Source organism: Agrobacterium deltaense RV3 (assembly GCF_900013505.1).
GTDB classification, from domain to species: Bacteria; Pseudomonadota; Alphaproteobacteria; order Rhizobiales; family Rhizobiaceae; genus Agrobacterium; species Agrobacterium leguminum.
Genome location: NZ_LT009746.1, coordinates 1,895,432 through 1,908,322 on the forward strand (window position 1 = coordinate 1,895,432; position 12,891 = coordinate 1,908,322).

Consider the following 12,891-nt stretch of genomic DNA (forward strand, 5'->3'; position numbering starts at 1 on the left):
GTAAGAAGGGACCGGCGCGCTTTTCAGGGTGCACCGGCTGGGGGAGGATCAGTTTCGGCTGGCGTAGTCGGTCATGTTCTTCCGCGTCACCAGTTCGAACGGAACCATGACCTGTTTGTCGACCGGCGTGCCGCGTATCAGGGCGACGGCGGCATCGAGCGCGCTTGTCGATTGCCCCTTGGCGTTCTGGAACACCGTGGCGTCGAGATCGTCAGCGGCCATGGAGGCGAGACCGTCCGGCGTGGCGTCGATGCCGATGACGATCACATCGTCCATCGAAACGCTGGCCGCCTTCAGCGCCTGAACCGCGCCGATCGCCATCTCGTCATTATTGGCGAAGACGACGTCGATCGGTCGGCCGGCGGTGATCCAGTTTGTCGTCATGTCCATCGCGGTTGTCCGTGTCCAGGCGGCCGATTGCTCGTCGGCGATGGTGACGGCCCTGCAGTCGCCGGATGTGAGCGCCTGCTTGAAGGACGAGGTCCGGTCGCGCGAGGCCTGATGGGCGAGATCGCCCATCAATATATAGGCCTGCGCGTCGGCGGCCTTTCCCTTCTCCTTGAGCAGCGAACAGGCCGCTTCGCCGGCCAGCCGCCCCGCATCGGTTTCCCGTGAGCCGACATAGGCCTGCTTTTCCGGCAGTTTGGCGACATTGTCCGGTTCGAGATTGAGGTAGACCAGCGGAATGCCCGCCTTGGCTGCGGCATCGCTGATGCCGGGTGCGGCCGAGGTGTCTGCCAGCGTCACGATGATCGCGTCGACGTTTGCGGCGATGAAATTATTGACCTGGTTGAGCTGCTTGGAAATATCGGCCTGCGCGTCCTCGACCTGGATCTTGACGCCGTCGATCTCCGATGCCCGGGCGCCAAGCCCTTCGCGCAGCAGGGTCTGGAAATTATTGTCGAAGCTCTGCATTGAAACGCCGATGGTCTCGGCCGATGCCGTGCCGGCGAAAAGGACCGCCAGAGCGGCCATGGTACAGATGGATTTCATGTTTGTCCTCCCTTGGGGCGCCGGGCCGCCCGGGTGCATTCCGGAGGCCCTTTCGGGCCTGCTCGAAAGCCCGGCCTAGCCGATGGTGATGCGTACTTCGCCGTCCACCACCTGCGCCGGATAGGTCTTCAGGTTTTCGCAGGCGGGCAGCCGCAGCGCCTCGCCGGTGCGATAATCGAAGGCGCCGGAATGCTTGGGACATTCCACCTCGAAATCCATCACCAGCCCTTCGGCGAGATGGATGGCCTCATGGGTGCAGAGGCCGGCTGTGCAATAAACGCTGTCATCCGGACCGCGGTAGATCGCATAGGTGCGTCCGGCGTGGTCGAAGCGGATCGCGCCTTCCTGTTCGATGTCTTCCAGTTTGCAGGCTGAAACCCAGTTCATTCGGCTGCCTCCCCGATGGTGTTGCGCGCCTTGCGGGCCGCGAGTTTTTCTTTGCGTTTGCGATAGCGTTCCTGCATGCGGGCTTCTCCCTCGGCCGAGCCGTCGTGCCAGGTGCCGAACCACCTATCGAGCGGGATGAGGGCGTCGCCGTAATTCACCTCGAAATATTTGTGGTGGAGGTAATGCGCATAGGCATGGCTATCGACCAGCTTGTCCTCGCCGATCTCAACCTTGTCGAAGCCGACATGGCCGGGGATCGCGCCGAAACCCGCATAATGCAGCTGGTAAAGCATGAGGACCGGGTTGGACGGCAGGACCAGGTGATAAAAGGCGGTGCCGAAATAAAGCAGATGCTCGACCGGATGCATGGATAGCGACGACCAGGGCGACGGGTTCACCGAATTGTGGTGGACGGAATGCACCCATTTATAAAGCAGCGGCGTGTGGATGAGCCGGTGAATGCAGAAGAAGTGAAATTCGTGGATGATCGGCACAACGAGCGCCACGGCTGCGAGCGTCCATGGATTTTCGGCAAAGCTGAGCCATGGCGCATAACCATTGGCATAGGCCCACAACATCGCCACTTCGATGGCGGTCCAGATCGTCACGCCGGAAAGGAAGGTGCGCAGGATGTTGTCGAGGTTCTGGCTCTCGAACCAGAAGGCCTTGCTCTTCTGTTCGGCGGGAAATTTGCCGTTATATTTGAAGCGGTTTTCCTGCCGCTTCAGAATATAGAGATGGAGTTCGAAACCGCCGTAGAAGAGAAAGACGCAGACCGCATTGACCGCATAAAGCCAGGCGATCCAGCCGAAGCCGAGCGTGGCCATGGTTTCGACGGGCGGAATGACAAAGGCCCAGTAGCCGACTGCAGAAAGCGCGAAGATCGCATTCCACGGAAAAAAATAATGCGGGAGCCACTTCAGCACCGCCACGAAGCGCGGCGGAAAGGCAAAGAGCGGTGCTGTTTCCACCGGCTGGTGGGGCGCCCAGTCGCCGCGCTTGTTACGCGTTCCATATTTCAGATCGTCCATAGCGCTCTCCTTCGGACGATCGCTCCCGATGCGCCCGCGCAAGTTTTCACGATGAAGAAGGGCGTTTACACGCCATGGCCGCCGGCACTCTCGCGCTCTGCGGCTTTCCTCCCTGAAGAGAAATTAGCAGGGCGGGCGGTGAACGCCGAAGCCTTCGTTGATCAAATCAGATCAAAGGCTTTCGGCGGTGATGGTGACGAAGCGAATGGGCGCGTTATCGGGCTCAATATCGGTGAGACCGATCCGGCGAAGGACGAGATCCAGCGCCCGGCGGGCCTGCGCCTCGGGGGCCTGATCAAGCACGATATCCATGATGCCGTCATTCAGCGCCTTGCGGGTATAATCGGTCAATTCATGGCCGACGAAGAATATCTCGCTGCCGCGCGGATGCCGGCGAAGAACGTCGATCAGGGCGGCATTCGCGCCGCCGGCATTATAGAGTCCGGCCATGTCGGGATAGAGATCGAGCGCCATGCGCAGGGCCTCGGCGCCGTAATATTCGTCGTCGCGGGTAAAGCCCAGCCATTCGAAGCGATGTTCACTGGGATGATCTCGGAAGTAATCGGAAAAGCCGCCGATACGGTCGCGGTGGACCTGATAGATCGGATGGCAGAGCGCGATGACCGGGCCGGGCTGGCGCGCCATGCGGGTGATGAAATGCGCCGCCGTCCGTCCCGCCGCGCCGTTGTCGATGCCGATGAATTCGCCCTTTTCCGCCGAAGCGCGCGTGACGACATGCACGACCGGCACGCCGCGCGCCACCGCCGCCTCGACGGCGGCGCTAACCGCCGGGCTGCTCGGACTGGCGAGGATAAGGCCCGCGCGCGCCTTTGCGGCGGCGGTGATGCGGCTCGCCAGCTCGTCCGGCTTCATCTCTTCGGCGAAGCTGCGGTGGACAACGACGAGCGGGTCGAGCGTTGCCGCAATTCTTTCGAAGGCCTTGGAAAGCCGCCGGTAAAAGGTGGTGTCCGGGCGTACCATCAGCACTTCTATGCGCAAGAGGCCTCGGTGGGTCTCCGGCAGGGTGCGCGGATAATCCAGTGTGCGTGCGGCAAGAACGACCTTTTCCACGAGTTCGGCACGAACGCCGCCGCGCCCGTTTAGCACCCGCTCGACCGTGGCGGTTCCAACGCCTGCGAGGCGGGCGATATCGCGGTAATTCGGCCTGCTCACATTCGCTTTCCTGATATTGATGTGTCTGTCGTCTTCAAGACAGACCGAGTTTCTGAAGGCCGCATTCGCGGACGATTTCGGCGATATGGCTGAACTGCGCCGAGAGCGGATTGCTCTTGCGCCACACGATGCCGATGGTGCGCGACGGGCGCGGTTCCGCCAGCCGGAACACAGAGACGGTGGATTGCCGTGTCTCCATATCGACGGCCATCTGCGGAATAAGCGTGACGCCGATGCCGGCGCCGACCATCTGTACGAGGGTGGAGAGCGAGGAGCCTTCCATCAGCACGCGCGGCGGCGCATTGGTCGTGCTGCAGAAGGAAAGCGCCTGATTGCGGAAACAATGGCCTTCTTCCAGCAGCAGCAGGCGCATTTCGCCCAGCTTGTCGGCGCTCGGCACCGGCATGCCCGCATCCTCCATCGGTCGCACCAGAATGAATTCCTCTGAAAATAGCGGAACCTCCTCCAGCGCCGGCTCCGAGACGGGCAGGGCGACGATCGCCATGTCCAGCCGGGCTTCCAGAAGGTCCTCGATGAGTTTCTGCGTCACCGCCTCGCGCGGGCGTGCTTCGAGTCCGGGATAATGCCGCGTGAGCGTCTTGATCACCTGCGGCAAAAGATAGGGCGCGACGGTGGGAATGACACCGATGCGCAGGCGACCGCTGAGAGGGCCGTGCCCCGCACGCGCCAGATCCTGTAACTCGTCCACCGAACGCAGGATGGCCCGGGTGCGTTCGGCGAATTCCTCGCCAAGCGCGGTCAGCCTGATCTGGCGGCTGCCGCGTTCGACGAGCGGCGCACCGATCAATTCCTCCAGTTCCCGGATCTGCAAAGATAGTGCAGGTTGGGAAATCGCGCACGCCTCCGCCGCCCGGCCGAAATGGCCGATCTTGGCCAGAGCGTCGAAATAACGGAGATGTTTCATGGAGAGCGCAATCATAAGCTCAGCATATCGCAGCCTTTAGAATATACAATTGGAAATTATGGAACCCGGCTGTTAGTCATCTTCATGACAGAAAGAAGCTGTAGCTGTAAGAGGTTACCAGCGTCGCTGCACGGTTTTCCCATGACCTGCCGCTGGCTCTGGCTCTCAGCGCTGCACATGTCGAATTGATTATTTCGTTTAATTGTTAAACCCATCGGAGGGCGAAATGGACGCAACTTCAAAACCGGCTGGCAAGTGTCCTGTCATGCATGGAGGCAATACGGCCTCGGGTAAATCGGTAACCGAATGGTGGCCGAATGCGCTGAACCTCGACATCCTGCACCAGCACGACACCAAGACCAATCCGCTCGGCACCTCCTTCAACTATCGTGAAGCCCTGAAGACGCTCGATGTCGAAGCGTTGAAAGCCGATCTGCGCGCGCTGATGACCGACAGCCAGGACTGGTGGCCGGCCGACTGGGGCAGCTATGTGGGCATGATGGCGCGCGTTACCTGGCATGCGGCGGGTTCTTACCGCGTGACTGACGGCCGCGGCGGCGCCAACACCGGCAACCAGCGTTTTGCGCCGCTCAATTCCTGGCCGGACAACGTGAATACCGACAAGGGCCGCCGCCTCCTGTGGCCGATCAAAAAGAAATACGGCAACAAGATTTCCTGGGCAGACCTGATCGCGCTCGCCGGCACCATTGCCTATGACGTCGCCGGTCTGAAGACCTTCGGCTTTGCTTTCGGCCGCGAAGATATCTGGGCTCCGGAAAAGGACACCTATTGGGGTGACGAAAAGGAATGGCTGGCGCCGAGCGACGGCCGTTACGGCGACGTGACCAAGCCCGCGACGCTGGAAAACCCGCTCGCCGCCGTGCAGATGGGCCTCATCTACGTCAACCCGGAAGGCGTGAACGGCAAGTCCGATCCGCTGGCGACGGCGGCGCAGATGCGCGAAACCTTCGCCCGCATGGGCATGGATGACGAGGAAACCGTGGCTCTCACCGCCGGCGGCCACACCATCGGCAAATCGCACGGCAATGGCAGCGCCGCCAACCTCAGCCCCGATCCGGAAGCAGCAGGCCCGGAATTTCAGGGTCTCGGCTGGATCAACACCAAGGGCCGCGGCATCGGTCGCGACACCGTGGTATCCGGCATCGAGGGCGCGTGGACGAGCGAGCCGACCAAGTGGGACAACGGTTTCTTCGATATGCTGTTCAAGCATGAGTGGACTTTGACCCACAGCCCCGCCGGTGCATCGCAATGGGCGCCGATCACCATCGCCGAGGAAGACAAGCCTGTCGACGTCGAGGATGCCTCGATCCGCACCATTCCGATGATGACTGATGCCGACATGGCCCTGAAGGTCGACCCGATCTACCGCGAGATTTCGCTGAAGTTCAAGGACGATCAGGACCATTTCTCCGAGGTCTTCGCCCGCGCCTGGTTCAAGTTGACCCACCGCGACATGGGGCCGAAGTCCCGTTATTTCGGCCCGGACGTTCCGGCGGAAGACCTGATCTGGCAGGATCCCATCCCCGCAGGCTCCACCAGCTACGATGTCGCCGCCGTCAAGGCGAAGATCGCGGCTTCTGGCCTTTCCGTTGCCGATCTGGTCTCGACAGCCTGGGACAGCGCCCGCACCTTCCGCGGTTCGGACAAGCGCGGCGGCGCCAATGGCGCGCGCATCCGCCTCGCACCGCAGAAGGACTGGGAAGGCAACGAGCCCGCCCGCCTTTCCCGTGTGCTCTCGGTTCTGGAACCGATTGCCCGTGACACCGGCGCAAGCATTGCGGATGTGATCGTTCTGGCCGGCAATTACGGTGTGGAGCAGGCGGCGAAAGCGGCCGGCTTCGACATTGCCGTGCCTTTCGCGGCCGGCCGTGGCGATGCTTCCGCCGAACAGACGGATGCCGACAGCTTTGCGCCGCTGGAGCCGCTGGCAGATGGTTTCCGCAACTGGGTCAAGAAGGACTATGTCGTCAGCCCCGAAGAACTGCTTCTGGACCGCGCCCAGCTTCTCGGTCTCACCGCGCCGGAACTGACAGTGCTGATCGGCGGCCTGCGCGTCATCGGCGCCAATTATGCCGGTACCGCGCATGGCGTGTTTACCGACAAGCCCGGCGCGCTGACGACGGACTTCTTCACGACGCTGACGGACATGGCCTATTCCTGGGTTCCGACCGGCAACAATCTCTATGAGATTCGTGACCGCAAGACTGGAGCCGCCAAGTACACGGCGACCCGCGTGGATCTCGTCATCGGTTCGAACTCCATCCTGCGCGCCTATGCGGAAGTTTATGCGCAGGACGACAGCAGGGAGAAATTCGTGCGTGATTTCATCGCCGCCTGGACGAAGGTGATGAACGCCGACCGTTTCGACCTTCTGTAAGCAAAGGCCGACTGTTTAATGATGATACACCTCCCTGAGCGATCAGGGAGGTGTTTTTTCTATCTGGGTTGGCAAGGACGCATCAGCGACCGCTCGATCCGGCATGCTATCGCCGGTCAGAAGCCACAACCGGTTTGCCGGATGAAGATTTTTCCGCCTTTGCCGAGGGAGCTTTGCCGCTCTTTTCGTTTTCGTGCGCATCCGGCCCGGCCACGATGACGCCACGGCCCTTCTCTTCGCGTTTCTTGTCCGCAAAGTTGCCCGGTTCCTTTTTGCTGTCCATTGATGAATCTCCCGTGTTGCGTTCCTGTCAGGAGTTCAACGGGCGTTTCGCTCAGAGGTTCCAGAGCCGTCGCGTCAGCGAATGTTTCTCTTTATAACGATCTTTGCTATTAACATGAATTGATAAGTCATGTTATTGGGGCGGAGCGCGATGACTGGCGTGGCGCGCCCGTCTTTCCATACGCTCACCCCAGACCCGACAACCGGACGGTACCCGCATTGAGTTTCTGGCATTCCATGACCTGGCACACGGAAGGGATCAGCGTCACTGCGCCGGTGAAATGGCGCCAGTTCGACGGGCTGGTCAGTGCTTTCTGGGAAGCGGAAAGCCAGATGGGAGCCAAGGGTTATTATCTGGCCGCCGATCCGCGTATCATGATCTTTTTCAACGATGTCTCCTCGCGCATCAGCATGTCCAACCGCAATGGCGAGTTCAATAACCATTCGCGGCCGATGACGCGGGCGGTTTATGTGCCCGCTGGCGTGCCGATGTGGACGAGCAGCAGCGCCACGCACCGATTCTCGCATCTTAACCTGCATATTCACAAGGACCGCCTGTTGCGTTTCCTGTCGCCCTCGGTCGGCAGTTCGGCGGCGATGACGGCGCTGCGCCGTCCCGTCGAGATACAGGATATCGGCTCGGTGGAAACCCTTGCCGGCCTGCTGGTCGATGAGCTGGCTGAACCCTCGAAACATGCGGTCTATGCGGAAAGCCTCGTCGGCAGCATCGTTGCCGGCCTGCTGGATATTCCCGGCCCTTCGCCGGAGCAGGTCAATGGCAGGCTGACGCAGGCGCAGTTGAACAAGCTTCTTGCCCAGGTCGAAAAGCGTGGCGACGACCGTATGACGGTTGCGGAGATGGCCGATATTGTCGGTCTTTCGGAAAGCTGGTTCGCCACCGTATTTCGCCAGACCACCGGCAAGACGCCGCTGCAATGGCAATTGGAGCGGCGCATCAATGCCGCCCAGAAACTTCTGCTGGAAGGCGATCTGACGGTGGCCGATATCGCCGCCCAGCTTGGCTTTTCCGATCAGGCCCATCTGACCAAGGCTTTCCGCCAGTCCGTGGGAAACACACCCGCCGCCTGGCGACGGCTGCACAGGCTGCTTTGAAGCTGGGTGAGGTCGATGCGCAGTGTTTTGGTGAGGCCGCAAACCTCACCTTTCCTCATCATGGGGCTTGTCCCGAGGATCTGCGACCTTCAGACTTGATGAGGCGTGGTTAGATCCTCGGGACGAGCCCGAGGATGACGTGGTGCATTAGGGAAATTATTCAATATATTGAAAATTATTGCTAATATCGATTTTCACCATGTCTTTCGCAAAGTTACGGAAAACGCCCGGCCGGGATTGTAAAAGTCAGCGCCGAACCCGCCATAAGAGACGTGTTTTTCGTTAAAGATGTTGGAAACATTGACGTCCAGCGAGGCGGTTTCCTGAATCTTGTAGCTGAACGCTGCATCCACGGTCACGCTGCTTCCGGTTTCGACCTTGTTGGCATTGTCGAAATAATAAGCGCCGGTATAGCGGCCGCCGAGACCGAAGGTCATGTCGCCGAAATGGTCGTTGCCCGCAAGCGTGTAGTTGACCCACAGCGAGGCCTGATGCTCGGGCACGAATTGCGGCCGGTTGCCGACATTGCCGCCGGTGCCGTTTTCAGTGATTTCCGCGTCGAGATAGGAATAGGCCGCCGTCAGGCTGAGATTGTCGGTCACTTCCGCCTTGGCTTCGAGATCGAGACCGCGCACACGCACCTCGCCGATGGTCGTCGGCAGGCTGGTGATCGGGCTGGTGACGGTGATGTTGTTCTTCTTCAGATCGTAGATCGACGCGGTGAACAGGGCCGGGAAAGCGTCCGGACGATATTTCACGCCGAGTTCGATCTGTTCGCCGCGTTCGGGCTCTACCGTAAGACCAGATGCCGGCACCACCGACTCGGCGTAACTGATATAGGGCGCGATCTCATTGGTGACCTTGTAGGATACGCCGATACGCTTGGTCAGTTCGCTGATGTCGCCGCTCGCCGTCGTGCCGTTCAGCCGGTTGGTCTGGTCGGTGTCGATCCAGTCGTTGCGCAGGCCGGCGCTGACGATCAGCCTGTCGAAGAAGGTCAGGTCCTGTTGCAGGTAGATCGCTCTAGTCTTCTGGTCGGTCAGCGAGTTGGAGAAGAGCGGCACCGTGGAGGGGGCGCCGGTATAGACCGGGTTCGTCCAGTTTATGCTCGGCGCAGCGCCGAAGTAGTTTTTGCTGCCGGAGGTGTAGTCATTGTAGAAGACGCCGACGAGGCTGCGGCTTTCGACATTTTCAAACCGCGTATCGTATTGCAGCCGCGTTTCGATCAGGAAGTTTTCGGTCTCGGTGTCGTTGCCGAAATAGGACCGGTTGGCGATTGTCGAACCGTTGGTCGGCGTGGACGAGATGTAAGCATAACCGAAGTCCGTATTCGCCTTGCTGTAGCGGGCGTTGGAACTCAGCGTCAGGCCGGAGCCGAAATCGTGGTCGAACATCACGCTCAGCGAATTGCGGTTTGTGCCGCGATAATTGTAGTCCGGTTCGCCGAAGAAACGGCTCCGGTCGAAATGCGAGCCGACCGGATGGCCGCCGCCGCCCGGAACGCCATCCTTATTGAGGTGGTCGTAAACTACGGTAAGGCTGGTCACGTCCGTGGGACGCCATGTCAGGCCGCCCATGAAGAATTTCTCGTCGTCGCGGGAATAGTCATATTCTGCATCGGCATTTCTGAGCTTGCCGGTCAGGCGATAGGACAGCGTGTCGTCGCTGGTGATGTTGTCCCCGAAATCGAAGCCGGTTTCGGCGCGGCCATAGGAGCCGCCGGTGATATAGGCTTCACCGAAACGGGTGCGTTTCGGCACCTTGGTGGAGTAATTCACCGAGCCGCCGGGATCTGAGACGCCAAAGGTGGTGGAATTGCCGCCCTTCAGCACTTCCACCCGCTCATAGGCATAGGTTTCCTCGCGCAGCGCGCCGAAGGGACGGCCAAGCGTCAACCCGTCGCGATAGGTATAAGCGTCGAAACCGCGAATCTTGAAATAGTCGAACCGGTCGTCGGAGCCGTAAAAATCCGTGGTTACACCGGCGGTATATTGCAGCGCTTCTTCCACGCTCTGCACGCCGCGCTGCTGCATTTCCTTGGCGGTGATGACGGAGACCGAGGCCGGTGTGTCGAGAATATCGGTCGCCATCTTGCTGCCACTCGTCGTGCGGTTGGCGACGATGGACTTCTGGTCATTGTCACCGCTTTCGATGGTGATCCGTTCCAGAACCGTGCTGCTGTTCGTGTTGGCAGCCTCCTGCGCCAGCAAGGCGCCGGGCAGGGTGGCGACAAGCGCCGTGCAGGCAAGCAGCGCCGCATCCTGATAACGACGTCGCGCGGTTTTGCGGTGTCTGCCTTCGGTTTCGATATTCATTGATATGTTCCAGAAGTTGATGCCCCGATCGCCGCTTCCACGGCCCACTCTCGAAGCGCCCAATAACTTGAGAAAGTTTGTCCGGTATTGTAACTTTCTGCGGTTTTGTACAAAACCCCGGAAATTTCACCACTGTTGCGACGGCATTTCTTGCCTGGGCTTGACGGAGGCAATTGAAGCTGAGAGTTCAAGTCCACTTTTGAACTTTTGAGAGCTCGCCAATGCTTCGCCCATTCCGCTGCCTCCTGCCGGTATTTGTGCTTTTCCTGTCGCTGATCGCGCCGAATATGGCCTCGGCGGAGGAGACGACCAGCTATCCCGTCGTCATCAAACATGCTTTCGGCACGACCACGATTGCGAAGAAACCGCAGCGGGTCGCAACTGTCGCCTGGGCCAACCATGAGGTGCCGCTGGCGCTCGGCATCGTGCCTGTTGGTTTTGCGGCGGCCAATTTCGGCGATGATGATGGCGACGGCCTGCTGCCATGGGTGGCAAAGCAGCTCACCGAACTCAGCGCGGCAAAGCCCGTGCTGTTCGACGAGGGCGACGGCATCGATTTCGAGGCCGTGGCGGCGACGCAGCCGGATGTCATCCTTGCCGCCTATTCAGGCCTCAGCCAGTCCGACTACGATACGCTGAGCCAGATCGCCCCTGTCGTTGCCTATCCCGTTTCTCCCTGGGCGACGGACTGGCGCGAGATGATCCGGCTGAACAGCGCCGGCCTTGGCATGGTTGCGGAAGGTGAGGCGCTCATCAAACGCATCGAGGGCGAGATCGCGCAGGTCGTTGCCGGCCATCCGCAGCTGAAGGGCAAGTCGGCCATGTTCGTCACCCATCTCGACGCCACCAATCTCAGCGTCGTCAATTTCTATACGGCCAATGACACCAGGGTGAAGTTCTTCGCCGATCTTGGGCTTGCCTCGCCGAAAAGCGTCGTGGAAGCCACGAAGCCGGGGCAATTCGCCGCCGGCGTCAGCGCCGAGCGTGTGGATGCCTTCGACGATGTCGATATCGTCGTGACCTATGGCAGTGAGCCGCTGCTGAACGCCATGCGCGCCGATCCGCTTCTCGCCCGCATGCCGGCCGTTGCCAACGATGCCATCGTCATGCTGGGCCGCGACCCGCTCGGCACCGCCTCCAATCCCACGCCGCTGTCGATTTCGTGGGTGTTGAAGGACTATGCCGATCTTCTGGCAAAGGCTGCCGACAAATCCTCCGGGACATCGCAGTGACGATGTCTGGACCAGGCAAAGCGACGGCCGTGCTGCTCGCCGGCCGCTCCAACCGCGTGCGATCGGCATGGCTTGGCGCGGTGCTGGCGCTTCTCTCGCTGCTCTGTGCGCTGTCCGTCGCCATCGGCACGCGTGACGTCTCTTTTGCGGATATTGTTGGCGGGCTCAGCGGCCGCGTCGAGACGGTTGCCGAGGCGGCGGTTGCCGTGCGTTTGCCGCGCACGCTGCTTGCCCTGCTCTCCGGCGCCGCACTCGGGCTGGCCGGGGCCATCATGCAGGGTGTCACGCGCAATCCGCTTGCCGATCCCGGCATTCTCGGTGTGAACATGGGGGCGTCGCTCGCCGTCGTCATCGGCATCGTCTGGTTCGGCATCGCCTCGGCTCAGGCCTTCATCATGGTCGCAATTGCCGGGGCGGGGGTATCAGCGGTTTTCGTTTATGTTGTCGGCTCGCTCGGGCGAGGCGGGGCGACCCCGCTGAAACTCGCACTTGCGGGCGCCGCCACCTCCGTCGCCTTTTCCTCACTCGTCATCGCCGTCGTTCTGCCGCGCAGCGATATTGCCGGCGGTATCCGCTCCTGGCAGATCGGCGGCGTCGGCGGGGCGACTTTCGAGCGTATCGAGACCGTGCTGCCCTTTCTGGCCGCCGGCTTCATCGTCAGCCTGCTTTCGGCGCGCAAGCTGAATTCTCTGGCGCTTGGAGATGAACTCGCCGCCGGGCTTGGCGAGAATGTTGCGGTCGCCAGAGCCGTGGCCTCCTGCGGCGCCATCCTCCTCTGCGGTGCTGCCACCGCCATTTGCGGGCCGATCGGTTTTGTCGGGCTGGTGGTGCCGCATCTCTGCCGCCTGCTCGTCGGTGTGGACAATCGCTGGCTTTTGCCGTTTTCCGCGCTCGGCGGCGCCTGCCTGCTGCTTGCCGCCGATATTGTCGGGCGCATCGTGGCGCGGCCGTCGGAACTCGATGTCGGCATCGTCACCGCCCTTGTCGGTGCGCCTTTCTTCATCTGGATCGTCAGACGCCAGAGGATGCGTGAATTGTGACC

The 12,891-nt window shown here is 60.9% G+C and carries 11 protein-coding genes; 4 read left to right on the forward strand and 7 right to left on the reverse strand.

What is annotated here, in order from left to right; translation table 11 throughout:
- Positions 1–48 precede the first annotated feature (48 nt).
- From AGR7B_RS22995 to AGR7B_RS23015, 5 genes are all read right to left on the reverse strand, one after another.
- Positions 49–993 (reverse strand): substrate-binding domain-containing protein, encoded by a 945-nt coding sequence (locus tag AGR7B_RS22995; RefSeq protein ID WP_080858022.1) that lies wholly within the window; start codon positions 991–993, stop codon positions 49–51.
- A 75-nt stretch (positions 994–1,068) separates the two neighbouring features.
- Positions 1,069–1,380 (reverse strand): Rieske (2Fe-2S) protein, encoded by a 312-nt coding sequence (locus AGR7B_RS23000; protein ID WP_020809312.1) that lies wholly within the window; start codon positions 1,378–1,380, stop codon positions 1,069–1,071.
- Positions 1,377–2,411, reverse strand: coding sequence for a sterol desaturase family protein (locus AGR7B_RS23005; RefSeq protein ID WP_065657654.1), 1,035 nt, complete (start codon positions 2,409–2,411; stop codon positions 1,377–1,379). Before AGR7B_RS23005 ends, AGR7B_RS23000 begins: the two co-directional genes overlap by 4 nt.
- A gap of 171 nt (positions 2,412–2,582) precedes the next feature.
- Complete coding sequence (locus AGR7B_RS23010) at positions 2,583–3,584, reverse strand: LacI family DNA-binding transcriptional regulator (RefSeq protein ID WP_080858023.1); 1,002 nt, start codon at positions 3,582–3,584, stop codon at positions 2,583–2,585.
- 34 nt (positions 3,585–3,618) lie between these two features.
- Positions 3,619–4,524 carry a hydrogen peroxide-inducible genes activator gene (locus AGR7B_RS23015; RefSeq protein WP_080858024.1) on the reverse strand — a complete coding sequence of 302 codons (906 nt, stop codon included), beginning with the start codon at positions 4,522–4,524 and terminating at the stop codon, positions 3,619–3,621.
- 211 nt (positions 4,525–4,735) lie between these two features.
- Between AGR7B_RS23015 and katG the strand changes: the two genes are divergently transcribed.
- Positions 4,736–6,907, forward strand: a complete 2,172-nt coding sequence (gene katG, locus AGR7B_RS23020) for a catalase/peroxidase HPI (RefSeq protein ID WP_080858025.1) — start codon at positions 4,736–4,738, stop codon at positions 6,905–6,907.
- A 106-nt stretch (positions 6,908–7,013) separates the two neighbouring features.
- Here katG and AGR7B_RS26030 read toward each other — a convergent pair whose 3' ends face one another.
- Complete coding sequence (locus AGR7B_RS26030; RefSeq protein WP_080858026.1) at positions 7,014–7,190, reverse strand: hypothetical protein; 177 nt, start codon at positions 7,188–7,190, stop codon at positions 7,014–7,016.
- 218 nt (positions 7,191–7,408) lie between these two features.
- Here AGR7B_RS26030 and AGR7B_RS23030 point away from each other — a divergent pair, with 218 nt between their 5' ends.
- On the forward strand, positions 7,409–8,302 hold the full coding sequence (locus AGR7B_RS23030) for a helix-turn-helix domain-containing protein (protein WP_208616056.1): 894 nt from the start codon (positions 7,409–7,411) through the stop codon (positions 8,300–8,302).
- Between the two features lie 194 nt (positions 8,303–8,496).
- On the opposite strand, the gene AGR7B_RS23035 is transcribed toward AGR7B_RS23030, so the two are convergent.
- Positions 8,497–10,617: a TonB-dependent siderophore receptor gene (locus AGR7B_RS23035; protein ID WP_080858027.1), complete on the reverse strand. Its 2,121-nt coding sequence runs from the start codon at positions 10,615–10,617 to the stop codon at positions 8,497–8,499.
- A gap of 221 nt (positions 10,618–10,838) precedes the next feature.
- Between AGR7B_RS23035 and AGR7B_RS23040 the strand changes: the two genes are divergently transcribed.
- Together AGR7B_RS23040 and AGR7B_RS23045 are read left to right on the forward strand one after the other, a co-directional pair.
- The gene (locus AGR7B_RS23040; protein WP_080858028.1) at positions 10,839–11,849 is read left to right on the forward strand and encodes an iron-siderophore ABC transporter substrate-binding protein; all 1,011 of its coding nucleotides are present in this window, start codon (positions 10,839–10,841) and stop codon (positions 11,847–11,849) included.
- 2 nt (positions 11,850–11,851) lie between these two features.
- Positions 11,852–12,889 carry a FecCD family ABC transporter permease gene (locus AGR7B_RS23045; RefSeq protein WP_425352632.1) on the forward strand — a complete coding sequence of 346 codons (1,038 nt, stop codon included), beginning with the start codon at positions 11,852–11,854 and terminating at the stop codon, positions 12,887–12,889.
- The last annotated feature ends 2 nt before the right edge of the window (positions 12,890–12,891 follow it).